This is a genomic window from Falseniella ignava CCUG 37419 (genome assembly GCF_000301055.1).
In the GTDB taxonomy this organism is placed as follows: Bacteria; Bacillota; Bacilli; order Lactobacillales; family Aerococcaceae; genus Falseniella; species Falseniella ignava.
In genome coordinates this window covers 711523-737770 of record NZ_JH932300.1, presented here as the reverse complement: position 1 = coordinate 737770, position 26248 = coordinate 711523, and the positions used below count along the sequence as shown (strand labels likewise).

Here is a 26248-nt window from a genome sequence, read left to right as displayed (position 1 = left end):
AAATAATATATGTCTTCAGGGCAGGGTGTAATTCCCGACCGGTGGTAAAGTCCACGAGCTTACAAATGTAAGTTGACTTGGTGCAATTCCAAGACCGACAGTATAGTCTGGATGGAAGAAGCGATAATTCATAAGATATGAATTTTATTTCCCATGCCCTATTTGGTATGGGAATTTTTGCTCCCTGTGACGAAAAAAGAAGGAGCTAGAGGATATGGAACATAGAACAAGAAGATTAGTTTTGTTGTCAATTTTAGGTGGGATGGGAGTCGTCTTAAGGATGTTTGATTTCCCTATTTTACCGGTTGCTCCCTTTTTAAAAGTGGACTTAAGTGAAATACCTGTATTTATAGGTATGCTAACGAATGGACCGTTTGGGTTGATTTGTGTGGCATTTGTTCGAGACCTACTTAACTTTTTAATTAAAGGAGGGGAAGCTGGTATCCCGATTGGAGCAACAATGAGTTTTATTGCATCATTCTCATTATTTATTCCAACACATTTTGTTTTAAGACGTCATACTACGGCGCTAGGGTGGATTGATTATTTAAAAATAGCTATTTATTCTGCTGTTTTACTGGTTGTTACGATGTCATTATTTAATTATTTCATCGCATTACCGATCTATATCCGAGTTCTTAATTTCCAAATTGAATCGAAGATGACCTTTATTAAAGCAGCAGTCATTCCTTTTAATTTGATTAAGAGTTTACTTATGACAGTGATGCAATGGGGAGTAATTCAATTAGCAATTCGTTCGTTCAAACCCTATTTAAATCCCAAATATACAAGGATGTAATTGCCAACTACCAATCTGTAACGCTCTATATTACATATTGATTACATTATGATGTCAATATCGTATTTTTGATAGTACTTTAGGGCATTATTGGCTACAATAAAGAAAAGATATGTTAATATTTATAAGTATTATCTATTAAAATTTACATACTTAGAATGATACTTACAATCAGGAGGTTTCTTATGCCAAAAGATAATGAAAATGATTATAGGGGAACGGAAGGGATGAACCACGATTCACCTTCACAATCTGCTCAAGAACCATGGGATAATAAATTCGAAGAAGATAATTTAAAAGAGCGCCAATTTTCGCGATCAGTTCGTAATCAACCTGCAAAAGAAGCGCGTAATTTATCGAAAGTGTTATTATTAATTATTATAGTAGGATTTATTACACCTTTCTTATTATATATTATAGTGAATGGTGGCAAGAAAAATGATCAAATTGCTACTCGTCCAGCCACAGAAGTCCGTATTGATCGTAACTCAACAACCAAAGAAGAGACGAAAGAGACAACAGCGAACGAGATCACTTTAGCAACAAGAGAAGTCACCAATGAAACCATTGAATCGACAACAGCCCAACCGCAAACAACTCAAGCTCCACCGGCAGAGCCTACACCTGCACCTCAAACACCAAGTCAAGGAAGTGGAACTTATACGGTACAAGCGGGAGACTCATGGTTTGCGATTGCACGAAATTATGGCATTGATGTTTATCAACTTGCTCAGTTTAATGGAGCTTCAATCGACTCACCATTATTCCCTGGCGATACCATTCAAATCCCATAATATCAAAAGATAAGATCCCACGAATCGATTGGGATCTTTTTTATATGAATTCGAAAGTGAGGAATTAATTATGACTATTCAAATTGCCATTGATGGCCCCGCATCGTCTGGGAAAAGTACGATTGCCAAACAAATTGCTCGTCAATTAAATATTGCCTACGTTGACAGCGGTGCTATTTATCGTACAATTACCTATGCATTATTAGAAAATAATATTCAACCAAACGATAGTGAAGCTATCAAGGAACAGCTTCAGCAATTTGATATTGAGCTAATGGCAGATCAAGATTATTTTGAGGTGCGATTGAATCAGCAACCGATTGGTTTAGAAATTCGCTCTGAGCAGGTAACAGCAGCTGTCTCGGAAGTATCTGCTTATCCATTTGTTAGGGAATATGTAAATCATAAATTACAACAATTAAGTCGAAATTATTCGGTAATTATGGATGGACGTGATATTGGAACGGTTGTCTTACCAGAAGCAGAAGTTAAGATTTTTTTAACTGCTAGCGCTGAAGTTCGAGCACAACGTCGATACGAAGAAAATAAACAACGAAATCAATTAACTCAGTCCTATGAAGATATATTGCAAGCAATTATTGAACGAGATAGGTATGATTCTAATCGAAAAATTGCCCCTTTACGAAAAGCTGAGGATGCGATTGAAGTCGACACGAGTAACCTGACGGTTGAAGAAGTCGTGAATAAGGTCATTTCGATGATCCAACCCCAGCTATAGATTGGATAACTTATGATATTGTACTAGACTTAACGATTAAAATTTGGTAAAATTTATATGATTAGTCAACTCTGGCTGATTTTTATATTGGGAACGCTTAGGAGGAAATGGTTTATATGACAGAGTTTTTAGAAAATGAAGAAGTAGTAGAAGAGCCAACGATGGTGACAATGGAAGATGCTTTAGATAGCGTCCGAGAAATCCATAGTGGCGACATTGTTAAAGGGGATGTGCTTGCTTTCGATGAGAATGATCAAGTACGTGTTTCAATCCAAGAAAGTGGCGGACTCGAAGGAGTAGTTCCACGCAACGAGCTTTCAGCAACACCTTTCGAGAACGTAACTGATATTGTAAATATTGGGGATGAAATCGAATTGGTTGTAATTAAGCCTATTAAAGATAAAGAGAATGGAAACTTCTTATTATCTAAGAAAAAAATCGAATCTAAAAAGATTTGGGAAGAATTACAAGCTAAATTTGATAATGGTGAGATTATTGAAGCTCCCGTTAAGAGTGTTGTCAAAGGTGGTCTAGTTGTTGATACAGGTGTTCGTGGATTTGTTCCTGCATCAATGGTAGAAGAACATTTTGTTGATGATTTCACACCTTACGTTGGAAAGACACTTAAATATAAAATTGTTGAGATTGAACCAAGCGAAAATCGCTTAATCTTATCTCACAAAGAAATCGCGCAAGAAGAAGCAGCAGCAAAACGTGCAGAACGCTTAGCAGAGTTAAAAGAAGGCGACATTATTGAAGGTACAGTAGCTCGTCTGGTTAACTTTGGCGCATTTATTGATCTTGACGGGGTTGATGGATTAGTTCATATCAGCCGTATTGCTCACGAACATGTTAATAAACCAAGTGATCACCTAACTCCAGGCGAAGTTGTCAATGTAAAAATTCTTTCTATTAATGAAGAAGAAGGCCGCGTATCGTTGTCGATTAAAGACACGTTAGAAGGTCCATGGGATAATATTGAAGAAAAAGCACCAGAAGGATCAGTTTTAGATGGTATTGTAAAACGACTAACAAGCTTTGGCGCTTTTGTGGAAGTTTTCCCAGGTGTAGAAGGTCTTGTTCATATTTCACAAATTGCACACGAACATATTGCAACACCTGCAGAAAAATTAACTGAAGGTGAAGAAATTAAAGTTAAAGTACTTTCTGTTAACCCAGAAGAGCATCGTTTATCTCTATCAATTAAAGCTTTAGAAGAAAAACCAGCTGAGCTGGAAGCAGAAGAACAGACAAAACATGAATCGACTGCAAAAGAAAGTCGTCAACGTCCACGTCGTGAAAAATCACAACGTCCGCGTCGTCAATCCAATCAAGCTACCTCAAATGAGGAAATTGAATCAGGATTCACTCTAGGTGATATGATAAGCGGTGGAGCTCTTGAAGGTCTATCTTTTGGTGAAGACGAAGAGTAATAAGATCTAATTTGACACAGACTGGCTTAGATTATTAAGTCAGTCTTTTATTATTTTATTGAAGAAGGTGATAATGATGGACGAGATACCTGTAGTAGCACTGGTTGGAAGACCGAATGTCGGAAAATCTACAATTTTTAATCGATTAGTTGGGGATCGTATTTCAATTGTTAATGATTTGCCCGGTGTGACTCGTGATCGAATTTATGCGACGGCAGAATGGTTAGGCAAGCCTTTCCGGTTGATTGATACGGGTGGAATTGATTTAGGTAATACACCGTTAAATGATCAAGTGAAGTACCAAGCGGAATTGGCGATTGAAGAAGCGGATATAATTATTATGGTGACGAGTGTTCGGGAAGGTATTACACACGAAGATGAACGCGTTGCACAAATGTTATTACGTTCGGGCAAACCTGTTCTACTAGCCATTAATAAAGCAGATAACCCTGAGCAACGTCAAATGATATATGAATTCTATAGTTTAGGGCTAGGCGAACCATATCCGGTTTCGGGTTCTCATGGTACTGGGTTTGGAGATTTATTAGATGCGCTTTTTCAAGCTTTACCAGAGCATGATGCAAGTTTTGATCTAGACGAATATGTAAAATTTTGTTTTATCGGACGCCCAAATGTGGGGAAATCAAGTCTTGTCAACCGTATTTTAAATGAAGAACGTGTTATTGTTTCAAATATCGAAGGAACTACCCGTGAAGCGGTAGATACTCATTTTACTGAAGATGGCACAGATTATTTAATGATTGACACAGCTGGCATCCGTAAGCGTGGCAAGGTTTGGGAATCTACCGAAAAATACTCGGTAATGCGAGCTCAAGCGGCGATTGATCGAAGCGATATTGCATGTATTGTTATTGACGCAGAAACAGGAATTATTGAGCAAGATAAGCGCGTTGCAGGATTAGCGTATGAAGCGGGTAAAGGGATTGTCATTATAGTGAATAAATGGGATTTAGTTGACAAAGATAATAAATCTTTTGATGAATTCACCGATAAAATCCGCCAGGAATTTCAATATTTAAGTTTTGCACCAGTTTTATTTGTGAGTGCCAAGACAGGACAACGTCTCCATCGATTACCTCAACTACTAAAAGAAATTCATGATGTACGCCATCAAAGGATTCAATCATCGACGCTTAATACGGTAGTATCTGATGCAGTGGCGATGAATCCAACTCCGACCGATAAAGGACGTCGACTTAAAATTTTCTATATGACACAAGTGGCAACAAATCCACCTACTTTTGTTGTTTTTGTCAATGATGTTGATCTGATGCACTTCAGTTATCAACGTTATTTAGAAAATAAATTGCGAGAATCTTTTGGTTTTATCGGAACACCAATTCGTATTTTAGTTCGTGAAAATAAAAATTAAATAACATGGAAGATTAACTAAAAATGTTGTAATAGCAAGGTTAATATGCTATTCTAATAATTGAGATGCGATTCAATATGTCACTAAGCATATTTTATTGTATTTTCATATGATGAGATATTTGAGGAGGAAATTCAATGGCAAATAAAGCAGATTTAGTAGAACGCGTAGCAGCTAAAACAAACTTAACTAAAAAAGACGTTACAGCTACCGTTGAAGCATTATTTGAAACAGTTATGGAAGCTTTAGCAGATGGTGAGAAAGTTCAAGTAATTGGTTTTGGTACTTTCGAAGTTCGTGACCGTGCAGCTCGTAAAGGACGTAACCCACAAACTGGTGAAGAAATCCAAATCCCAGCTAGCAAAGTTCCTGCATTCAAAGCTGGTAAAGCTTTAAAAGATATTGTTAAATAATTATACCTTTTAGACTAGGCATTTAGGTGCCTAGTTTTTTTATTTGCCTTAGATTGGTTTTATTTGCGTTTATCGTTATAATAGGTTTATTCATAGTTGACGGAGGATAATATATGATTTTTAAATATCAACTTGGTACAGATGGAGAAATCTACCAAGATGCACTATCAATTCGGCGTGCCGTTTTTATTGACGAGCAAGACGTTAGCGAGTCTTTAGAAATTGATGGAAACGATGAACAGTGTTGGCATGTCGTCGGTTATCTCGATGCGCTACCAATTGTAACTGCACGTTTTTATATATTTAATCAATCCGATAAATTATGTCTAAAATTACAACGTATTGCGACCTCTGCTTCATATCGTCGTCAAGGGTATGGTCGAGCATTAATGGAGCAGGTGATTGAATGGGCTCATCAACAAAAAATATCACAAATTCATTTGTCATCTCAGATTCAAGCGATAGGGTTCTATCAAACAGTCGGTTTTAATACTTGTAATGATGCCATCTACTTGGATGCTGGGATAGAACATCAAGATATGATTTATCAAGTAAATAAAAAAGTTTTGTAGTATTAATGTTATTTAAGGAGAATTTCTAATGATACATATTCAAAACCCTCATTTAGAAGAAATAATGCAAGAGTTGTTTGGAACGGCAATTAAATCTCACGATGATTTGACTAAACGAATGATATTATTACTTCAACGTTTGGAAGTCTATTCGACAACAATAGCCCAAGCGATTGAACGTCTTTCGCTTGAAGTCCATTCAAGTTTAACGACTTATTTCGATGATCTTTTACAACTTCAATTGTCCGATCAACGCAGTGTTCTTGAAGTATTGATTGCAGCGGGTTATCTGCCGAAGTTCGTTCAACAATATACTCCGAATGGGCCGATTGTGTATCATGATGTGACAATCATGGCCTATGATGAGACACAGACGATTAAAGAGCGGGTCTTTATCGAGACTGCTTATACAACAACGGACAGCCCTTATAGTGATTTAGTGGAAATCTACATCGAACGTCCAAGAGAGTATCAAAAAGAGGGGACTGTTCCAATCCTCTATATTGCGAATCCGTATGTAATGGGAACGAACAATGATGCCTTTGCACCCGAGGCATTACATTCGATTACTGAAACGCACGAAGACCCGATTCAATCCTATCAATTAACAGATTATAGTAAGCCAGGGCAAACAAGATTACTCCCTGAACTGACTGCATCATTAGAAGAAATTGTTGAACCACCACTTTATGGACGGAATCCTGCAATGAAACGCTATCTGGCTAAAGGCTACGCCGTAATTTATTATGCGGGTCGGGGTGCTTATTATTCGCAAGGTTATAATCTAACCGGATCGATTGAAGAGTTGGATGCAGTTGATGCTACTTTGCGTTGGATTGATGGCGATACTGCGGGATATTATGATCTTGAAGCGACACAGCGCGTCGTCCCAACTTGGTCAAATGGTACGGTGGCCATGACGGGTAAGTCTTATTTAGGAACCTTAGCTATTGGTACCGCAACATATTCAAAGAGTTGCTCTTTAAAAACAATATTACCTGAAGCAGGTATCTCAAATTGGTACGATTACTATCGCTATAATAACTTAGTAGTCGCTCCTCAAGGATATCCTGGAGAAGACATTGATATTCTATCTTGGTTTTGTGAATCGTTTTTAATGAACCCGACGAATGCGACGCAAGCCAAACGCCAACGATTCCGTGAATTATTTGAAGCAATGCGCCATGATATGGACCGTGAATCAGGATATTATAATGAATTTTGGGACCAACGTAATTATTTGAATCAAGCGGATCAGATTCAAGTACCGATGTTAATTATGCATGGTACCAATGATTGGAATGTAAAGATTTCACATCTATTCAAATTAATGGAAGCAACACAGAATAATTCGATTAGCCGAAACTTTGTAATTCATCGGGGTAAACATATCTCAATTCATTCAATTGATAATTATGATTTAATGGATCTGATGGATCGGTGGTTGGATTATTATCTACTTGATTTAGGTGCTCAACCGTTAACGAACGGACAAGGTATCGTTCAATCAAATCTCAACCCAAATCAGTGGGACCAAGTTAATTATGACCAACGGCAACAGATCCGTTTTAAAATTGAAGGTGATCGTCTCATTCAATCAGATATATCAACGAATGATTCAGTTGAAGCAACGATAGATACATTCGAGACTCAGCTCGATTTTCTTTCCGCAAAGGATTGGCAAGAGCAGTTATTAGATCCTAAAAGTACACTTGCGATACGTTATGAGTCAGATTCGCTAGAAAATCAGCTACATTTACATGGTACAATGCGAATACAATTAAAAGTGAAATCCAATCGAAATGAAGGTGCTTTGTCGTGCTTACTAGTCGATTATGGTTCGCATCGAATTGTTAATGAGCGTACACAATCAACATCAACTAAACGGAGTATCGGTCTTTCAACGAAACTACCACAAACTACTTTTACATATGAACTCGATGCATCTGATTCACATATTATCACTCGAGGATGGGTGAACTTGAAAACACCTGTCAATTCTTCGGATGATCAAGGATTTCAAACTTACGAAATAGATATGATTCCAATGGATTATACGTTACCTGAAGGACACCGATTAGGTCTAATTATTTATGGTAATGATTACCTGTACACATTACACCCAACAGAATGTCAAAAGTATCAAGTTCTAACAGAAAGCATACAATTAGTTATAGATTTTTTATAAACAATAAAGGAGGCGGAGATGCAACAGTTTCTTCAATTACTTGATTTACAGTTAACTTTACTACTATATATTGCACTTGGATTTTTTGCAGGACGCAAACAAATACTGACCCATGTGGGGAGAGATGGTATGATGTCAATATTAATTAATGTTTTCTTACCCATTATGGTTTTTAATTCATTTAAGACCGTGACTATTGATTTATTACTCTTAAGTTTGCAAGCGATGATTGCAGCAGTGATTATTTATTCAATCAACAGTTTGATAGCACCAATATTATATCGAAGTTATCCCGAAGAGAAAGCTCGTGTGATGGCATATGGAACTTTAGTTAATAACGCTGGATTTTCAGGCTTACCTATCGCAGAATCCATCTATGGATCAACGGGGGCGATGATGGCTTCAGTCTATTTAGCTCCGCACCGCTTATTTATGTGGACGGTAGGTTTGACAATGTTAGGAGCCAGCCGAAAAGAAGGGCAAAGTACGCTAAATGCACTGCTTAAATTACTGAAAAATCCTTCGATTATTGCTGTTTTTATCGGGTTAGCGCGTGGACTACTACAAATTAACTTACCGCCATTTATCGAACGTGCTTCGATGGGAATTGCTTCTCTTGTTGCACCTTTAGCAATGGTTTTAATTGGGGCAATTATTTCACAAGTTTGTTTAAAAAGTCTTCTAGAACCGGGGGTATTATATTACTGTTTTATCCGTCTATTAGCTATCCCACTCATTGTGTTAATGGTTATGAAGGGATTCTCCCTGGATTCAACCCTAACTGGTGTAGTAGTGATTTTAGCAGGAATGCCGATAGGGACGCCGACAACGGTTTTAGCGGCCCAATATAATTTGGATGTTGACTTTGCTGCCAAATTAACTTGTGTATCGATTATTTTATCGATTATTACTGTACCGCTATTATTAAGTTTTATTTAGAATTTGTTTGTAGAGAGGAATATATTGTGACAACAGTTTATTTTATTCGCCATTGCCACCCCAACTATCTTAATCTCGATGATCGCCAACGTGAGTTAACTGATAAAGGCTTATTAGATCGAGAGCGTGTAACTGATTTTCTTAAAGATAAACACGTTAACTATGCTTATTCAAGCCCCTACCGTAGATCCTATGATACAATCAAGCCATTTGCTGCCAAAGTAGGGATTCAGATTCAAATTGTTGAAGACTTCCGTGAAAGAGCGATTGGCCACGTTTGGCAAAAACCTGAAGTGGATTATATAACAAAACAGTGGGCTGATTTTGATTATCATTTGTCCGGAGGCGAATCGATTAATCAAGTTCAACAGCGCAATATTCGAGCTTTAGAACATATTATACGACAACATCCCATGCAGACCATCGTTATAGGGAGTCATGGGACTGCGATGAGTGCGATTGCCAATTATTATGATACTTCTTTTGGTGTCGAAGACACTTTACGAATTAAAGATCAAATGCCATGGGTGGTTGAATTGAATTTCGATGATTCCGGTCATTGCATCGCCGTTCGAGAGTGGGATATTTAATGGATTATTAATTAAAAAATAGTAAATAAAAATCCTATGGGAAACGAGATTCCCATAGGATAATTTTATGCGTATTAACGATTGATTAAGCTTGTACTTTTTTGTCTTTCATGACGATATTTAAGATAAGCGCAGCAATTGTACCTGCTGAGATACCTGAAGATAACATCATTTGTAACCAGTCTGGTAAGTTTGCTAGGATTCCTGGATTAACGGTAACCCCAATCCCCATTGCAAATGCCACTGAAATAATAAGTAATTCACGGTCACCTAGGTGAATGCTTGTTAGTGATTTAATACCTTGAGCTGCTACAAGTCCGAACATAATAACACCGACACCACCTAATACTGGAGTTGGAATAACTGAGATAATCGCACTAATTTTAGGGAAGATACCTAAAATAATAAGTATGATTCCCGCTAAAATCATCACAGAACGACTTGCAACTTTTGTTAAAGTGATTAGTCCAACGTTTTGTGAGAAAGCAGTGTTAGGCCCTGCACCAAAAATTCCAGAAATAATTGATCCAACACCGTCTGTTAAAACCCCTCCCGCAATCTCATCTGCGGTTGGAATTTTATTTGAAGCTTCCCCAACAGCCATTAAAACACCCGTCGTTCCGATGGCTGAAACTAAGAAAGCAGGTAAAAATGATAAGGTAGAAGCGAAATCAAATTTGACTCCGTAACGGAAAATATGTGGGATTTCAATCCATTTAGCAGCTGCAACAGCTTCTAAATCAACCATATTAAGTGGAATACAGATTAAATAACCAAAAATCATACCCCAAAAAACAGCTCCTGTACTCCAAATTCCTTTACCATAATGATTTAGGAATAAGGTAAAGATCATAACAATAAAAGCTATCCCGATATTTCTTAATGAACCATAATCAGCGGCTCCAACGCCTCCAGCAGCCCAATCAATACTTACAGGTAAGATCGTAATTCCGATTAATGAGACTACAATTCCGGTAATTAACGGCGGGAAGAAACGCATCAATGGTTTAATAAAGCGACTTAAAATTACTTCAAGTAAGGCACCTGAGATGGCTGCACCGACAATTCCTGGAATACCAAATCGTGCTCCAACACTAATTTGAGGATTAACGAAAGTAAAGTCGGTTCCCATCATTGTAGGATATCCTGATCCGATGATACCAAGCTTTCTAGCTTGGATAATGGTAGTAATACCTGACGCAAAGATGGTCCCGCTGACCATAATGGCCATTTCTTCAACGGAGAAATTCAGCGCTGTACCTACTACAAGTGGCACAGCCACAATCCCTGCAAACGAGGCTAAAATGTGTTGTAGTGCTAGTATTAATGATAACCCAAATGGAGGATTCGAATCAATATCATACACCAACTCATTTTTTTGACCCATTGACGACACTTCAATTTGCTTTTCCATAATGACCTCCAAATATCTATAATTACAATTTTCATGGTAACCTATTTTTTTCAATTAATATAGCCAGTTCTATTTTTATATTTAAAAATTTAATCGAATGTTCGTCTTTTGAGTGTTTTTGTAAATGGCTATATAGTATAATATAAATGGAGGTGGTAATATGAAAACCCTGTTGGAAGATATTATTGAGTCGAATGCGTTAGATGAATCATCAAAACGCAATGAATTTATAAGGTATTATCGTCAGAATACGCAGTTACGTAAACAAGTACGGGATTACCTTGTAATACATCAGTATCTTAATCCAGAAAAATGTTTAGATTTAGCACAACTTGCTTATCAAGCATACCCATCAAAAAAAATAATTTATAATATCTGTCAATGTTTATTGACGCTTGAAAATTATGCAGAGATTGAAAATTACTGGCTTTCAAAATTATTTGCCCCAGCCAATCAGCCACCCATTTTAAAATATCGACTCGTAGAATATGAGTTATATCTTAAACAGCTTCAATACGAAAAAGCTATTCAAGTTTTAATAAAAAGCATCAATGATTATCCCAATAACTTTTCAATCAAATTAGAATTAGCACAATTATACGACAGGATGGGTGATTACAAACAATCAGTGATTTGTTACACTCAACTTTTGATCAATTCGCCAAAACAAAAATTTATTTACCAAAAATTATTAAATTTTGCAGCAGATACTCTTACTTCATCCTTTTCTTTAAATGAGTTGTTATTAAATCACCCATTAATAAAAAATGTCAATCATCCGACCGATATCTTAAATCTCGCAAAAATTTATTACTTACAACATCAGTATGATAATGGTTTGTTAACTTTAAATCGATTGATCACTAAGGATCATTCACTTGAGGTAGAGTTGTTGAAGCATCAACTCTTGAATGGTAAAGCATTAAAACCAAACCCGGAACTACTTTTAGAAGCCATCGAGCCTAATGATTATCAGTATTCAAAACTTATAATTGAGGTGGCAACTTATTTTGAATATATCTCTTTTGACCATCCTGATTTTATTCCCATCTTACTAAAGAGTTATCAAGTTGCGAATTCAGATAGCTTAGCTTATCAAATTGCGAGTCACTTAATCCATTTATGTTGTCGACTTAAAAAGCCAAAGGACGGTTTACACTATTTACGCTGTATGGATGATGGCAGCATGCCTGAAGGAACTTTTGATTATCTTTATGGTATACTTTACCAAGCTTTTGATCATCCAAATATTGAACAAACCGCAGAATATTTTGACAATGCAATCAATCAACAAACACCACATCAAGATGCAGTGTTACGATTAGTGAATTGCTACCAAAAACTTGAAATATATGATAAAGTACTTGAAACAATTGACCGTTATCGTCTAACTTATTATGATCGACTTGAATTTGAACGGATTTATGAAGATATTTTGAATCAAATGCAGTATACTAAAAGATGTACCAGCGAAAAGGGGGGATAGAATGGCGTCAAATGAAAATAAACGTCAATTTATTGAATGGATCATGAAAAATTTCAAGCATGTACACCCAACGGTAAATTTCTTAATGAAATATTTGGCTTCTCATCCAGAATTATTGGATCGGATTGAATTTTCAGATGCATCGAAATATGCCCCAAATGGCTTATTTATCTCATATCAGGAAAATCCAATGAACCCATTTGTCTATTACAAAGGGCCCCATAAATATACGGATAGTAATCAAGCATTCCATGATATTCGGTTAAATCAGTTACGGGATGATATTACCTATTATATTGAACTCGATATACCCAATTATTATCAGGAAGTTTTTTCATTTGATATTTATAAAAATAATCCATATATCCCAGCAGAAGATCATCAACTGGATCAACTCGATCATTATTTATCGCAATTAAGTTCTCAGACTAAGTTAAAAGATTTAGAACAACAATTTGATCAGGCAATCGAACGTTCTTCTTTCGAAGAGGCGGAAGTATTACTGAAACAAATCCATGCCATAAGAGGTGAATTATCGTGAAATTAACGCTAAATCATCCTTTATTTCAAAGTGCATTGCCACTTATTCAACAAATTGAGTCTCATGGTTATGAGGCTTATTTTATTGGTGGCTGTGTGCGGGATACATTGTTAAATCGTCCAATTAATGATATTGATATTGCGACCAGTGCGTTTCCGCAAGAGATTGCAGAAATATTTTCGCATACCGTTGACGTAGGAATCGAACATGGGACGATTGGAATCGTCTATCATGGTGAATTGTATGAAGTTACTACCTTTCGAAGCGAATCAACGTATACGGATCACCGTCGTCCGGATGAAGTAACTTTTATCCGAAGTTTGGAAGAAGACACCTTAAGACGTGACTTCACGATTAATGCATTAGCATTTGATGTACGGGGTAAACTCTATGATTATCATGGTGGATTAGATGATCTTCAGCAAAAAATAATTCGTTGTGTGGGGCAACCTTATGAACGATTTAATGAAGATGCCCTTCGAATGATGCGTGCTATCCGTTTTGCCAGTCAATTAGGATTTAAGATTGAAGATAATACGTTGCAAGCCATTGAAACATTGAGTCCAAGTTTAGCGCATATTGCGATCGAACGAATTCGGATTGAGTTTATTAAGTTTTTAGAAGGGGATTATTTTACGCAAACTGCGCATTTGCTAGAAACAACACACTTATCAGCCCAATTACCTGGATTCGATCAAGTCAATGTAAAACGATTACTCGATCGACTGATTGAAAAAGTAAAACCCCTCCAAGCATCAAGATCTCAATACCGCGAACTCATCTGGGCTTTTATTACACAGTTATTGGGATATAGTGAACAGGAGACGATGCGCTATTTGAAAGATTGGACACATAGTAATGATTTTATTCGTCAAGTAGTTCAAATTCGTGAACTTTTAGATTTAATACGTAAGAACCAAGTGACTGCAATGGCAATCTATACGCTTGATACGGGTGTGATTCGACAAGTTCAAGATTATCTTGATGCACATCATCTAAGTGTAGAAAATTATCTTTTACAAAAAGAGCAATTGCCCATCCAAACACGTAAAGAATTAGCAATCGACGGTAAGCGTTTGATGGACATGTTTAATTTGAATCGTGGAGGACCGATGATTGGCGAGATATTAGCCAACCTTGAAATGCGCGTTATTAATAGACAACTTGAAAATAAAAGCCGAGTACTTGAAGATTATGTAAGACAACATTATTCAGTAGTAGGTGATATGAATGTCAAATAAATATCCACGAATTGCGATTGTTGATTTAGAGGCAACCGGCCCCAATATTGAAGATGGAGATGAAATTATTCAGCTTGCAGCTTTAATTATTGAAAACAATCAGGTCGTTGAAGAACGTTCCCAAACCATAAACCCTGGACGATCGATTCCTGAACCCATTCAAAAGCTAACAGGAATTACGGACCAAGATGTAGCAGGATGTCCATCCTTTGAAGAGATTGCTAAAGAATGGTATGACTTACTGTACGACTGTTATTTTGTGGCTCATAATACAGCATTTGATTTAAAAGTATTGCAAGAAGAATTTGCGAAATATCATTTAACGTTTAATCCGAAATCAATCGATACCGTAAAATTGTCTAAAATATTTTTACCTGAAGCTAAGGGATTTAACTTAATGGAATTATCGATGGAATTAGGGATTCCATTCACAGATGCTCATCAAGCCATTGAAGATGCAAGAATGACACGGTATTTAATAACAGAGCTTGCGCAAAGATGTCTTAACCTTGAGCCTACTGAAAGATCAATATTACAATCAATTACCCAAAAAATTGATTTTGGTACCAGTTTTTTCGTGAGTGAACCTGAGCACTTTATCATTAAACCAAATTTAGAAGTTACGCAACTGCCTGAGTTAGAGCCAACAGAATCTTTAGATATTATTCATCATGATGCGTTGTCGTCATCGAAAGTTGATTATATTCTGAATCAATGGAATCAAAATCCGCATTCCATTTTAGAAGATCCAATTCGACCCATCGACACAGCTACAATGATGACATTGATTGAACGAATGCTGGAACATCACTCAACAATCATCGTGACAGAACAAGAATCAACCCAATTAAAAATTAAAATGATTGCGTGTCACCAGCAATGTAATGTTGTCCATTTAAGACATCCACGAAGATATCTTTGTCGAGAACAATTAATAAAGTTGGTACATCTGTTAGATCAAATCAAAATTAATTCACATGATCTCACGATTGTAGCTGCTACCTACTATTGGCAAACGACACGAACCATATTAGATCTTACAACGTTGAATCAAGAACTGGATATCGTTGGTGTGTTACAACGTTACCATAAGAGTGAATCCTCAATTTTTTCTAATTCGTACTACGATGCGATTGAAAAAGCCAAAAAAGCAGACATTATTATGATGACACCCGTTGATTTTCATTATTTATTTAATAGCCCATCAGATTTATATGAATCATTTATGGATCGTTCTGTAATTATTTTAGATGCTTTCGACTATTTTAATTCGATTTCTGATTATTCAGAACTGAAATTACCCATCAGTGAAGGTTTAACTTTGTGGTCTCGTTGGCTCCATTTGTTTTCAGAAGCGGGGCTAGATTATAGTTATCAATTATTAGATCAATTAATCCAATCTGGATATCAATTGACAGATTCGCTTATTAGAGTTTTAAAGCAATTCGATTCAAGTTCGAAACAGCAAGAATCAGTGAGCTTAACAATTGATGCTACAGATCACTTGGCAGAAAAAATTCATCAGACAGTTCAGAGGATGGTCCGAATCGTTAATGAGCTTATTCAGCTTGATAGTCTTTCAATAATAGATCAAGATGCCAACGAAGTGATTAATCAATGGCAACAACGATTAACTGGTTTTATCATGAAGGATTCTAATCAGTTGTTGTATTTAACAGCAACTCGGATTCGAAATGAGTTTTATCGTTTAGTTTTACTAAAGAAACCTCTCATTCTCGAGTCTAATTATTTAAAATATTTGAACCAATTCAACCAAGTATTGTTAATTAGTTTGGGGGGATATCAAGATTATCAACAACAATGGGGATACCATCGCTGGGTTGATCTCGATGGTTTCGATTACTTGAAGCTTCCGCTCTCATTCTATCCACCAGGGGTGCGTGTCTCACTTCCGATCGAATACTTAGCAAGAGTGCAAGATATAGAACGAATGGAAGACTTAGCAGAATATATGAGTAAGCATTTTATGGATCATGCAACAATCATCATTATTGTTAGTAATAAACAACAAGCGAAATCTTTATATCATATATTGATGGATCGACCTTCTCTGGATTCCTATTTAATCCAAGCTCAGTCCGTTACAAGTAATCGACATAAAATTCGTCGGCGAATGATCGAGCAAGATAAAAATATTATTATTCTAACGCGCAAAGGATTCTTAAGTGAAGAATGGCAGCAGTTCAATCATGAGGGTGTAATTATCTTATTTAATCTTCCATTTGTAGCAATGAATCATGTTTGGTTACAAGGTCAAATATCGCTATTTAATGCACCACACCCAAATCAAAATTATGATAATTTCAAAGCGGTACAACTACCTCAAATGATCCTAAATATGAAAAGATTATTGATTCGGTTCAATGAAGACTACCCTGAGTATGCTATTTATTTATGGGATCAACGAATTATGACTAAAGAGTACAGCCAAACAGTCTTTGCCCAGTTAAATAAATTAGCTCAATTTGAAATTGAATAGAGGAATAATAGGTTTATCTTCTGCCAGTTTATGGTATTATTATGTTGTTATACTAAAAGGAGGGCAATCATTTTGAGTCAAAAATGGATTCCTGTTACATCCATGATACTCTTGTCATTAATGATGTTTTTTATTTTCATTTATGCAAGTAGTGTCAGCAGATTAGCACAAGCTGAAGTGGAAGCAAAGGATATTATTGAAGTTGATTATCCGATTGAACAAGTCCATCAATTTAATATGGTTACGGTGAAAGAATCGTATTTTTCTATGTTCTTTACCGATAATGAAGGAGTAGAACGGTATGCCATTATTAAACAAGATGGGGGCGATACGGATTATTATACGAACGAAGATATTATCTCACGCGAAGATGCCATTGGAATTACAAAATATGATAATGAGATTGATAAGGTTATGCAGGCTCGTCTAGGAAAAATGGATAATCGACCTGTTTGGGAAGTTACTTTTAAAGATCAATCTGGTATTATGTCATATTATTATTTGGATGCGACCGATGGGGAATGGATTCAAACGATTGCGAATTTATAAGAAAGAGGAATAAAGATGGATATCATTACAATGAATCAAGCTAAAGATTACGTTGATCAAACTGTGACCGTAAAAGCTTGGGTTACAAATACAAGAAACAGTGGTAAAATCGCTTTTATTCAATTAAGAGACGGAACAGCTTACTTCCAAGGTGTCGTTTTAAAATCAGATGTAAGTGAAGAAGTTTTTGACATTACAAAACATCTTTCTCAAGAAAGTAGTGTCGAATTAACTGGGGTTGTTCAAGAGGATACCCGTTCAAGTCTGGGGTACGAATTATTAGTTAAAGATATTAAAGTATTAGGTGAAAGTCACGATTATCCGATTACACCGAAAGAACATGGAACTGATTTCTTAATGGATCACCGTCACTTATGGTTAAGAACGTCAAGACAACATGCGATTATGTTAATCCGTAACGAAATTATTCGCGCAACGTTTGAATTCTTTAATGACCGTGGATTTATTAAGATTGATCCACCGATTTTAACAGGCAGTGCACCAGAAGGAACGACTGAATTATTCCATACAGAATATTTTGATGAAGAAGCTTACTTATCACAAAGTGGTCAACTTTATCTAGAAGCTGCAGCAATGGCTTTTGGCAAAGTATTTTCTTTCGGACCGACTTTCCGTGCGGAAAAATCTAAGACACGTCGCCATTTAATTGAGTTCTGGATGATGGAACCTGAGATGGCCCATACAGATCATGAGCAAAGTTTAAAAGTTCAAGAAGAATACGTAGCATACTTAGTGCGTAATGTCATCGATCATTGTCCTCAAGCCTTAGAGCGTTTAGGCCGTGATGTATCCTTACTTGAAAAATATACTAAAACACCATATCCACGAATTTCATATACCGATGCGATTACTTTATTAAATAATAATGGTTTTGATGATATTGAGTGGGGTGATGACTTTGGATCACCGCATGAAACGTTTATCGCAAGCCAATACGAACAACCCATCTTTATCGTAAATTATCCAAAATCAATTAAGCCATTCTATATGAAGGTAAATCCGGAAGACCCACGCACTGTTCTATGTGCAGACATGATTGCACCTGAGGGATATGGTGAAATTATTGGCGGATCGCAGCGTGAAGATAATTACGAAATTATGAAACAAAATATTATTGATTTCAATTTAGACTTAGACGCTTACGCTTGGTACTTAGATACGAATAAATATGGTGCAGTAGTCCATAGTGGTTTTGGAATGGGATTAGAGCGTTGTGTAGCTTGGTTAAGTGGTATTGAACATATTCGAGAAACTTCACCATTCCCACGTCTATTGAATCGCCTATACCCATAATTTGAGAGAATGAATCATTAAAGGAAGGAGGGGACGTTAATGTATGAATCATTTTATGATTGGTATAAAGATGGATTTACGAGTATTCCGAATTATTTATTCAATCATTATCATGAATTTGATATTTCAAGTGATGAAATGGTAATTCTTCTTTATATTTTATCGCAAATATCTCAAGGGAATCGGGTTGAAGATATCCAAAGGATAAGTCAGCACTTGGGCTGGAGCGACCATCTTGTGTTAGAGACGATTAATCAATTAGTCCAGAAAGACTATATGGAAATTGAACTTGTTGAAAATGATTATGGAAAAAAGACGGATCATTACACGATACGTCCTCTCTTTGCTAAGTTAGAAGTAACAAGAACTGCAGAACCTTCTGCTGATACCCAAAGTAATACGAACGAAAAATCACTTTATCAAATCTTTGAGCTTGAATTTGGTCGACCTTTATCGCCCATCGAGATTGAATATTTACAAAATTGGCTAGTCAAAGATGGATACGATGAAGATTTGATTATTGTTGCCTTAAGACAAGCTGTGTTAAACCGAGCGTATAATTTGAAATATATCGATCGTATTTTACTCAATTGGTCCAAAAAGAACATTCTAACTGCCCAAGAAGCAGAACGAGAAATTGAACAATTTGAACGAAATCGAACTCAAACAACCGATGTATCTCAACAATCCAAACAATACGAACATATCCAGATACCGATGGATTATTGGAATTCATCGTCATCTTCATAGCGGAGGATACCAATGTATCAAAAATGGCTAGCAATGGAACAATTTTATTATCATGATTTGTGGATACGAGTAATTTTATCTTGTATCGTAGCCGTGATTTTATTTGCTTCTATTTCTTATTACAAAAAACGAATCGTACAATTTTATATTTTTATCTCAATACTTCTAATTGGCTACACGGTTGTATTTGCCAGAAATGGTTATCAGCAATATGGAGAAATGATTGAAACTTCTTTTTTAACAAATCCAGGAACACGAGATTACCAAAAGAAAATTTTTAATGATTTTGCCTACGGTTCCGTAGAGCGAAGTTTTTATCGGAGTAGTTATTTATATAATTCCTACCATCGATTACCGATGTATAATGAAAACGAACTTCAGCAATCGAATGTGACCTATCGGGGAACGGATGGCCAATATTATTATTTTGAATATGATAATGGGATTATTTATTACGTTGGGAATCGGTTTGTTGAATTCCTATCCACGGATGAAACATATCGTATCGGTGCTTATTTTACATTAACAGATAGTCAATTTGAGCAAATTGGGTTTGTACCAGAGTCGCGAAAATATTTTAGATACTATGCTGTCCCTGAAAAAATGAAAGGTTTAACTATTGATGATGAAATAAAATCCAAAGCAATCTATCAATCCCGTGATAATATTTCAGGGTGGTTAACGCCTTAAAAATGAAAAAATCTGTAACGTCTGAGCGATTACAGATTTTTTTAATGCATTCAATTTAATTTTCAGAAGAAGTACCGCTAGCTAACCAATCATCGACTGCTTTAAGATAATCGATGGGTGGATTATATGAAATCGGGCAAAGATAGCCATTTTCATGAAAAAAATCATATGGAATACTTTTACGCTGGGTATTTTTAATAAAGTCATATGCAGTGACAAAAGGTAACAAGTACACTTCATTGACTTGCTTAAAAAAGACGAGCAGAAAAATTATCCCACCTTGTTTAACGCATTGTTGCATATGTTGAACTTGATGTTCAGGTAGGTTGGCCAAGGGAAATCTCAAATGATTGGTTTCTTTTGCTTCAAAATCAATGTATTTTCCTTGATAGACACCATTATAGTCAGTAGTTGAAGCTCGACGATAATATGCTTCCGTAATGCGTGCAGCGCTGCGACGAGGGTAATCTACCTTAACAACTTGAATTGGAGTTGGTTTTTTATGGATAACGGCAAGATTACGTTGTAAATAGTATGTATTACTTTGATTGAGCATTTCTTCCAGAGACATCCCGCGATTGCCATAGCGTATTCGCTGATTTAAATTATTAGGGGAGGATGGTTTCGGTCCATGCCCGGATGGATATTGGATCATTCAATCATTCCTCTTCTTAAAAATATTAAACAAATATTGATTTTGTCTATATTATAGTCCACTTATGTTTACAAATACAATAAAATCATATAAAATAATAGAGTATGTACTAAACAAGATAAATTTCGGAGGTTATATATGACTGCAAAATTTGAAAAAACATCAACGAATGAAGGAACATTAACATTTGAATTACCGATTGAGGCCGTTAACACTGCCCTTGACAGCGCATTTAAAAAGGCTCGTAAAAACATCAATGTACCTGGATTTCGTAAGGGCAAAGTGCCACGTCAAATCTTTAATAATCTATATGGTGAAGAAGCGTTATACGACGACGTGCTTAATGCATTAATTCCATCAGCCTATGCAGAAGCTCTTGAAGAAGTAGAAGTAGATGCAGTAGGACAACCTAAATTTGATATTGAATCATTAGAAAAAGGGAAGCCTTGGGTTATTAAAGCACAAGTTCAAACAAAACCTGCGGTTAAATTAGGGGACTATAAAGGCTTAACCGTTGAAAAACAAGATCGTGAATTAACCGACGATGAAGTAAATCAATATATCGAGACACGTCGTGAAAGTTTAGCTGAACTTGTAGTTAAGGAAGATGCCGCTGAGTCAGGAGACACGGTTGTCATCGATTATGAAGGTTTCGTTGATGAAGTTGCATTTGACGGTGGTAAAGATGAAAATTATTCACTTGAATTAGGATCTGGCCAATTTATTCCTGGATTTGAAGACCAATTAATTGGTGCAAAACCTGGCGAAGATGTGGAAGTCAAGGTTACTTTCCCTGAACAATACCACGCTGAAGATTTAGCTGGTAAGGAAGCTATCTTCAAAGTAAAAGTGCATGAAGTTAAAACAAAACAACTTCCAGAATTAGATGATGAATTCGCGAAAGATATCGATGATGAAGTTGAATCATTTAAAGAATGGGAAGAGAAAGTTCGTCAAGAACTTCAAGAATCAAAAGAAGAAGCTGCCAAAGAAGTCGTTGAAGATTTAGCACTTCGTCAAGCTGTTGAGAATGCTGAAATTGATGGAGGTATTCCACAAGCAATGATTGACGAAGAAATCAATCGTCAAGTAGAATACTTCTTAAATAATTTAAGTCGTCAAGGCATTAATCCAGAAATGTACTACCAAATTACTGGATCAACTGAGGAAGATTTACGTAATCAATTTGCTGAAGAGGCTGAATTACGCACTAAGACGAACTTAGTCCTCGAAGAAATTGTGAACGTTGAAGAATTAGATGTCAACGAAGACGAAATTAACGAAGAAATTGAAAGCTTAGCAGCTCAATATGGTATGGAAACAAGCAAAGTTCGTCAATTTGTAACAGAAGAAATGCTATCAAATGATATCAAGATGAAGAAAGCAATGAATTTAATTATTGATTCTGTTGAAGAAAAATAATTAAAGGCAATTGTAATATAGATAAGGGGATGCAAAAGTCAATTAAACGATGACTTTATTGCGTCCTCTTTTATATCTATCAATTTGGAAAGGAGTTCTTTATTATATGAGCCGAAACATACATGATCAAGAAGATTTTTTTTGTTCTTTTTGTGGAAAATCTCAAGATGAAGTTAATAAAATCGTAGCCGGCCCAGATGTCTATATTTGTGATGAATGCGTGGAATTATGTCGAATGATTATTAAAGAAGATATTAATCAAAATTATTCATCAACTGAAATTACGATTCATACACCACATGAAATCAAGGCAATTTTAGATGAATACGTGATTGGTCAAGAACAAGCGAAAAAAACTTTAGCTGTCGCAGTCTACAATCATTATAAGCGCATTCAGCAAGAAGTTGATGACGATGGTGTCGAATTACAAAAAACAAATATCGCTCTGATTGGGCCAACTGGCTCAGGAAAGACCTTTTTAGCTCAGACTTTAGCACGTATTTTAAATGTTCCATTTGCAATTGCTGATGCAACCACGTTAACCGAAGCAGGTTATGTTGGAGAGGACGTAGAAAATGTTCTACTAAAACTTGTTCAAGCAGCAGACTATGATATTGACATGGCAGAAAAAGGAATTATTTATATTGATGAAATCGATAAAATTTCTCGTAAAAGTGAAAATGTTTCGATTACTCGAGATGTCAGTGGTGAAGGAGTCCAACAAGCTTTGCTTAAAATTCTTGAGGGGACAGAGGCGAATATCCCGCCTCAAGGTGGTAGAAAACATCCGAATCAAGAGTTTATTAAACTGGATACTTCAAATATTTTATTTATTGTTGGAGGTGCCTTTGCGGGTATCGAAACAATTGTTAAAGAACGGTTAGGAAGCAAAGTGATTGGTTTTGGTTCTAACTCAGGACACTTAGATCCAGATAAGAGTCTCATGCAACAAGTGACGTCAGAAGACTTACTTAAATTTGGATTAATCCCAGAATTTATTGGTCGAATCCCCTTAACAGCCGCCCTTGAACAGTTAACAGTCGATGATCTTGTGAAAATTTTAGTTGAACCAAAAAATGCTTTAGTAAAGCAATATAAAAAGCAACTGGCATTAGATGATGTTGAATTAGAATTTGAACCGGAAGCATTGAAGGTGATTGCTCAAATGGCAAATGAGCGTGGTACAGGTGCACGTGGACTCCGATCAATTATTGAGCATGTGATGCTTGAAGTTATGTATGAAGTCCCGAGTCGTGATGACGTACATAAAATCATTATTACAAAAGAAAATGTCGAAGGAATTTCATTACCTGAATATTATGACGAAAACAATAAAAAACTCTCTTCATAAAGGGGGATCTTATGAAATATCATACAATTGAAATGTTGACCAGTGCGGTATCACCCGCTCAGTATCCGGCGCCAAATTTGCCTGAAATAGCTTTAGCTGGTCGATCCAATGTCGGGAAATCATCCTTTATTAACGCAATGGTCGGGCGACAAGGCGTGGCTCGTACATCAAGTCAACCTGGTAAAACTCAAACATTAAATTTTTATGAAATTGATCACCAATTCCGTTTTGTTGACTTGCCTGGTTATGGTTATGCTCGTGTTTCGAAACGAGAACGCGAACGGTTTAACCAATTTATCTCGGACTATTTACATCAACGTGAGAATCTAGTTGCTTTACTATTATTAATGGATTTTCGTCATCCGCCTACAGTTTTAGACCTTGGCATGAAGGAATTTGCGGATGAACTTGAAATCCCCTACGCGATTGTGACAACAAAAATTGACAAAATTAAACGTAGTCAATATTCAAAACATATTCATTCTTTCGTTCAATTGTTAGATTTACCAAGTGATGAAGCATTATTTTTATTTTCATCGGAAGACCGAACAGGTGCTGCAGACCTTTGGGATGTAATCCACTCACTAGTTGAGTGATAGTGACTTGAAAAGATTTTTATAATTAAGAAGGGGATCTTATGGCACGTATTCCAAATGAAATCGTGAATCAAATTTTGTCTGAAGTGAATATTGTCGATTTGATTAATTCTTATATTCCATTACAAAAACGAGGAAATAACTATTTATGCGCTTGTCCTTTCCATGAAGATAATAATCCTTCCTTTTCCGTGTCAGAAACAAAACAAATTTTTAAATGCTTTAGTTGCGGACGGGCAGGAAATATTTACAGTTTTATTCAAGAATACGAACACGTTGGCTTTGTCGATGCGGTCATCAAAGCAGCTGAATTTGCTAATATCAAACTACCGGATATAGTAACCCAATCAACGAAGGTAAATCCTAAAATAGAAATTTTATATCAAATTCACCAAAAAGTCGTTGAATTTTATCATTATTATTTAACACAGACACATCACGGGGAGAAAGCGCTAGATTATTTAACACAACGCGGCATAAATGCAGAAACAATTGAACGGTTTAATATCGGGTATGCTCCAAATAATTCTGAGTTAATCTACCAAATATTACAAAATGAAGATTTCACGGATGAACAGTTGATTCAATCTGGGATTTTCTATCAAAATGATCGAAAACAAATGATTGATCGGTTTAAAAATCGATTAATTATTCCATTGAGAGATGAACAAGGGCGAACCATCGCTTTATCGGGTCGCTTGATTGAAGACAATCCATCCTTAGCAAAGTATATTAATTCACCCGAGACAGATATATTTGTGAAAAGTCGCTTTCTATTTAATATTGATTTAGCTCGACAAGCGGTACGACAAAGTGAAGAATTATTAATAACAGAAGGCTATATGGATGTGATTTCATTAAGTCAAGCAGGGTTTCTCAATAGTGTTGCTACGATGGGGACGGCTTTTACCTCAGATCATCTCCGACAAATTAAACGAATCACTCGTCACGTAAAATTAGTTTTTGATGGTGACCGTGCGGGTCAAGATGCGATGAGTCGTGCAATGGATCGTTTAATTGACGAATCATCTCTATCAACAGAAGCGGTAATCATTCCGGAAGGAAGAGATCCCGATGATTGGATTAAACGTTCTGGAAAGGCTGGTTTTCAGACTCTCTTAGATAAGAGTAAATCATACTATGATTTTAAAAAAGCGTACTTAGCAACCTCATATAATTTGTCTTTAGATAATGAAAAAGCCCAATACATCGAGCAGTTGATTAAAACGGTGGCGCTCATTCCATCTTCAATCGAACAACAGTTGAGAGTCCAAGAGATTGTTGCAGAATTTCAGTTAAATGAAGCGATTGTCCAAGAGCAATTAACTCGAGCAACGCGATATCATGAAAAGGAAATTAAACAACAATCCCATTCGTCAAAAATAACCAAAACAGATATACCTGCTGAATCTTTTGTGACTTCAAAAATAACGGTCGAATCTAAAAAAGCATATCAGGCAGAACGCACAATTTTATTCAATCTTATCTATCACGAATCAGCATGGAAATATATCCAGCAACTAGATGAAATACCGATTATGTACCATGATTTAAGTAATCGGGCATTCTTAGCGCTAGATCGATATTATTATGAAGGAAATCATTTTCCCATGACACAAATTGTCCATCAAATTGATGACGGTGAATTAAATCAGTGGCTTCAAGATATTATGTGGTCAGATGAGGTGTTTGATTTTAATGAACAAGAGATGGCAGATTGTTTTGGAATTTTAAAAAAGGAATTTATCGGTCAAAAAATTGATGAACTACGAACAAAGTTAAAACAAGCCAAACAAGAAAATAATCAAACAACGAGTCAAGAAATTTTCCAACAAATTTTTCTATTAATGAAAGAATATAAATAAGAAGGAGTGGATAT

24 protein-coding genes and 1 riboswitch are annotated in these 26248 nt (G+C 36.1%); of the genes, 22 read left to right on the top strand and 2 right to left on the bottom strand.

Annotation, left to right across the window (positions count from 1 at the left end; translation table 11 throughout):
- Positions 1-7: 7 nt before the first annotated feature.
- Positions 8-127, top strand: a riboswitch (FMN riboswitch).
- Positions 128-214: 87 nt separating this feature from the next.
- The 10 genes from HMPREF9707_RS03515 to HMPREF9707_RS03470 all read left to right on the top strand — a co-directional run bounded on the left by HMPREF9707_RS03515 (position 215) and on the right by HMPREF9707_RS03470 (position 9860).
- A complete protein-coding gene (locus HMPREF9707_RS03515) occupies positions 215-799 on the top strand; it encodes an ECF transporter S component (protein ID WP_006701328.1) in 585 nt (194 codons plus the stop codon).
- A gap of 185 nt (positions 800-984) precedes the next feature.
- Positions 985-1593: a LysM peptidoglycan-binding domain-containing protein gene (locus HMPREF9707_RS03510; RefSeq protein ID WP_006701327.1), complete on the top strand. Its 609-nt coding sequence runs from the start codon at positions 985-987 to the stop codon at positions 1591-1593.
- Between the two features lie 70 nt (positions 1594-1663).
- Positions 1664-2332, top strand: coding sequence for a (d)CMP kinase (gene cmk, locus HMPREF9707_RS03505; RefSeq protein WP_006701326.1), 669 nt, complete (start codon positions 1664-1666; stop codon positions 2330-2332).
- Positions 2333-2448: 116 nt separating this feature from the next.
- Positions 2449-3765, top strand: a complete 1317-nt coding sequence (gene rpsA, locus HMPREF9707_RS03500; RefSeq protein ID WP_006701325.1) for a 30S ribosomal protein S1 — start codon at positions 2449-2451, stop codon at positions 3763-3765.
- A gap of 76 nt (positions 3766-3841) precedes the next feature.
- The gene (gene der / locus HMPREF9707_RS03495; protein ID WP_040442909.1) at positions 3842-5158 is read left to right on the top strand and encodes a ribosome biogenesis GTPase Der; all 1317 of its coding nucleotides are present in this window, start codon (positions 3842-3844) and stop codon (positions 5156-5158) included.
- 137 nt (positions 5159-5295) lie between these two features.
- Positions 5296-5571, top strand: a complete 276-nt coding sequence (locus tag HMPREF9707_RS03490; protein WP_006701323.1) for an HU family DNA-binding protein — start codon at positions 5296-5298, stop codon at positions 5569-5571.
- Positions 5572-5684: 113 nt separating this feature from the next.
- Positions 5685-6143, top strand: a complete 459-nt coding sequence (locus tag HMPREF9707_RS03485; protein ID WP_006701322.1) for a GNAT family N-acetyltransferase — start codon at positions 5685-5687, stop codon at positions 6141-6143.
- A gap of 28 nt (positions 6144-6171) precedes the next feature.
- Positions 6172-8331, top strand: a complete 2160-nt coding sequence (locus tag HMPREF9707_RS03480) for a CocE/NonD family hydrolase (protein WP_006701321.1) — start codon at positions 6172-6174, stop codon at positions 8329-8331.
- A gap of 18 nt (positions 8332-8349) precedes the next feature.
- Positions 8350-9270, top strand: coding sequence for an AEC family transporter (locus HMPREF9707_RS03475; RefSeq protein WP_006701320.1), 921 nt, complete (start codon positions 8350-8352; stop codon positions 9268-9270).
- Between the two features lie 26 nt (positions 9271-9296).
- A complete protein-coding gene (locus HMPREF9707_RS03470; RefSeq protein ID WP_006701319.1) occupies positions 9297-9860 on the top strand; it encodes a histidine phosphatase family protein in 564 nt (187 codons plus the stop codon).
- An 85-nt stretch (positions 9861-9945) separates the two neighbouring features.
- Here the strand turns inward: HMPREF9707_RS03470 and HMPREF9707_RS03465 are convergent, their stop codons facing one another.
- The gene (locus HMPREF9707_RS03465; RefSeq protein WP_006701318.1) at positions 9946-11274 is read right to left on the bottom strand and encodes a nucleobase:cation symporter-2 family protein; all 1329 of its coding nucleotides are present in this window, start codon (positions 11272-11274) and stop codon (positions 9946-9948) included.
- A gap of 160 nt (positions 11275-11434) precedes the next feature.
- On the opposite strand from HMPREF9707_RS03465, the gene HMPREF9707_RS03460 reads away from it, so the two are divergent.
- From HMPREF9707_RS03460 to HMPREF9707_RS03425, 8 genes are all read left to right on the top strand, one after another.
- Positions 11435-12760: a tetratricopeptide repeat protein gene (locus tag HMPREF9707_RS03460; protein ID WP_006701317.1), complete on the top strand. Its 1326-nt coding sequence runs from the start codon at positions 11435-11437 to the stop codon at positions 12758-12760.
- Position 12761: 1 nt separating this feature from the next.
- Positions 12762-13301 (top strand): YpiB family protein, encoded by a 540-nt coding sequence (locus HMPREF9707_RS03455; protein WP_006701316.1) that lies wholly within the window; start codon positions 12762-12764, stop codon positions 13299-13301.
- Positions 13298-14542 carry a CCA tRNA nucleotidyltransferase gene (locus tag HMPREF9707_RS03450; protein ID WP_006701315.1) on the top strand — a complete coding sequence of 415 codons (1245 nt, stop codon included), beginning with the start codon at positions 13298-13300 and terminating at the stop codon, positions 14540-14542. Before HMPREF9707_RS03455 ends, HMPREF9707_RS03450 begins: the two co-directional genes overlap by 4 nt.
- Positions 14532-17042 (top strand): exonuclease domain-containing protein, encoded by a 2511-nt coding sequence (locus HMPREF9707_RS03445; protein WP_006701314.1) that lies wholly within the window; start codon positions 14532-14534, stop codon positions 17040-17042. The genes HMPREF9707_RS03450 and HMPREF9707_RS03445 overlap by 11 nt, the downstream gene beginning before the upstream one ends.
- A gap of 72 nt (positions 17043-17114) precedes the next feature.
- Complete coding sequence (locus tag HMPREF9707_RS03440) at positions 17115-17591, top strand: hypothetical protein (protein WP_006701313.1); 477 nt, start codon at positions 17115-17117, stop codon at positions 17589-17591.
- Between the two features lie 15 nt (positions 17592-17606).
- On the top strand, positions 17607-18905 hold the full coding sequence (gene asnS, locus HMPREF9707_RS03435) for an asparagine--tRNA ligase (RefSeq protein WP_006701312.1): 1299 nt from the start codon (positions 17607-17609) through the stop codon (positions 18903-18905).
- A 39-nt stretch (positions 18906-18944) separates the two neighbouring features.
- Positions 18945-19655, top strand: a complete 711-nt coding sequence (locus HMPREF9707_RS03430; protein WP_006701311.1) for a DnaD domain-containing protein — start codon at positions 18945-18947, stop codon at positions 19653-19655.
- 12 nt (positions 19656-19667) lie between these two features.
- Entirely contained in the window at positions 19668-20345 is a 678-nt protein-coding gene (locus tag HMPREF9707_RS03425; protein ID WP_006701310.1) for a hypothetical protein, read from the top strand.
- A 55-nt stretch (positions 20346-20400) separates the two neighbouring features.
- Here the strand turns inward: HMPREF9707_RS03425 and recU are convergent, their stop codons facing one another.
- Positions 20401-21000, bottom strand: coding sequence for a Holliday junction resolvase RecU (gene recU, locus HMPREF9707_RS03420; protein ID WP_006701309.1), 600 nt, complete (start codon positions 20998-21000; stop codon positions 20401-20403).
- 138 nt (positions 21001-21138) lie between these two features.
- On the opposite strand from recU, the gene tig reads away from it, so the two are divergent.
- The 4 genes from tig (at position 21139) to dnaG (ending at position 26234) form a co-directional block, all read left to right on the top strand.
- A complete protein-coding gene (tig, locus tag HMPREF9707_RS03415) occupies positions 21139-22422 on the top strand; it encodes a trigger factor (RefSeq protein WP_006701308.1) in 1284 nt (427 codons plus the stop codon).
- 106 nt (positions 22423-22528) lie between these two features.
- Positions 22529-23773: an ATP-dependent Clp protease ATP-binding subunit ClpX gene (clpX, locus tag HMPREF9707_RS03410; protein WP_006701307.1), complete on the top strand. Its 1245-nt coding sequence runs from the start codon at positions 22529-22531 to the stop codon at positions 23771-23773.
- A gap of 11 nt (positions 23774-23784) precedes the next feature.
- The gene (gene yihA / locus HMPREF9707_RS03405) at positions 23785-24369 is read left to right on the top strand and encodes a ribosome biogenesis GTP-binding protein YihA/YsxC (protein WP_006701306.1); all 585 of its coding nucleotides are present in this window, start codon (positions 23785-23787) and stop codon (positions 24367-24369) included.
- Positions 24370-24410: 41 nt separating this feature from the next.
- Complete coding sequence (gene dnaG, locus HMPREF9707_RS03400) at positions 24411-26234, top strand: DNA primase (protein WP_006701305.1); 1824 nt, start codon at positions 24411-24413, stop codon at positions 26232-26234.
- Positions 26235-26248 lie beyond the last annotated feature (14 nt).

What these genes read in the sequence shown, in the direction of transcription:
- HMPREF9707_RS03515 (WP_006701328.1), top strand. Translation starts at nt 215, where the DNA reads ATGGAACATAGAACAAGAAGATTAGTTTTGTTGTCAATTTTAGGTGGG.
- HMPREF9707_RS03510 (WP_006701327.1), top strand. Translation starts at nt 985, where the DNA reads ATGCCAAAAGATAATGAAAATGATTATAGGGGAACGGAAGGGATGAAC.
- cmk (WP_006701326.1), top strand. Translation starts at nt 1,664, where the DNA reads ATGACTATTCAAATTGCCATTGATGGCCCCGCATCGTCTGGGAAAAGT.
- rpsA (WP_006701325.1), top strand. Translation starts at nt 2,449, where the DNA reads ATGACAGAGTTTTTAGAAAATGAAGAAGTAGTAGAAGAGCCAACGATG.
- der (WP_040442909.1), top strand. Translation starts at nt 3,842, where the DNA reads ATGGACGAGATACCTGTAGTAGCACTGGTTGGAAGACCGAATGTCGGA.
- HMPREF9707_RS03490 (WP_006701323.1), top strand. Translation starts at nt 5,296, where the DNA reads ATGGCAAATAAAGCAGATTTAGTAGAACGCGTAGCAGCTAAAACAAAC.
- HMPREF9707_RS03485 (WP_006701322.1), top strand. Translation starts at nt 5,685, where the DNA reads ATGATTTTTAAATATCAACTTGGTACAGATGGAGAAATCTACCAAGAT.
- HMPREF9707_RS03480 (WP_006701321.1), top strand. Translation starts at nt 6,172, where the DNA reads ATGATACATATTCAAAACCCTCATTTAGAAGAAATAATGCAAGAGTTG.
- HMPREF9707_RS03475 (WP_006701320.1), top strand. Translation starts at nt 8,350, where the DNA reads ATGCAACAGTTTCTTCAATTACTTGATTTACAGTTAACTTTACTACTA.
- HMPREF9707_RS03465 (WP_006701318.1), bottom strand. Translation starts at nt 11,274, where the DNA reads ATGGAAAAGCAAATTGAAGTGTCGTCAATGGGTCAAAAAAATGAGTTG.
- HMPREF9707_RS03460 (WP_006701317.1), top strand. Translation starts at nt 11,435, where the DNA reads ATGAAAACCCTGTTGGAAGATATTATTGAGTCGAATGCGTTAGATGAA.
- HMPREF9707_RS03455 (WP_006701316.1), top strand. Translation starts at nt 12,762, where the DNA reads ATGGCGTCAAATGAAAATAAACGTCAATTTATTGAATGGATCATGAAA.
- HMPREF9707_RS03445 (WP_006701314.1), top strand. Translation starts at nt 14,532, where the DNA reads ATGTCAAATAAATATCCACGAATTGCGATTGTTGATTTAGAGGCAACC.
- asnS (WP_006701312.1), top strand. Translation starts at nt 17,607, where the DNA reads ATGGATATCATTACAATGAATCAAGCTAAAGATTACGTTGATCAAACT.
- HMPREF9707_RS03430 (WP_006701311.1), top strand. Translation starts at nt 18,945, where the DNA reads ATGTATGAATCATTTTATGATTGGTATAAAGATGGATTTACGAGTATT.
- HMPREF9707_RS03425 (WP_006701310.1), top strand. Translation starts at nt 19,668, where the DNA reads ATGTATCAAAAATGGCTAGCAATGGAACAATTTTATTATCATGATTTG.
- recU (WP_006701309.1), bottom strand. Translation starts at nt 21,000, where the DNA reads ATGATCCAATATCCATCCGGGCATGGACCGAAACCATCCTCCCCTAAT.
- tig (WP_006701308.1), top strand. Translation starts at nt 21,139, where the DNA reads ATGACTGCAAAATTTGAAAAAACATCAACGAATGAAGGAACATTAACA.
- clpX (WP_006701307.1), top strand. Translation starts at nt 22,529, where the DNA reads ATGAGCCGAAACATACATGATCAAGAAGATTTTTTTTGTTCTTTTTGT.
- yihA (WP_006701306.1), top strand. Translation starts at nt 23,785, where the DNA reads ATGAAATATCATACAATTGAAATGTTGACCAGTGCGGTATCACCCGCT.
- dnaG (WP_006701305.1), top strand. Translation starts at nt 24,411, where the DNA reads ATGGCACGTATTCCAAATGAAATCGTGAATCAAATTTTGTCTGAAGTG.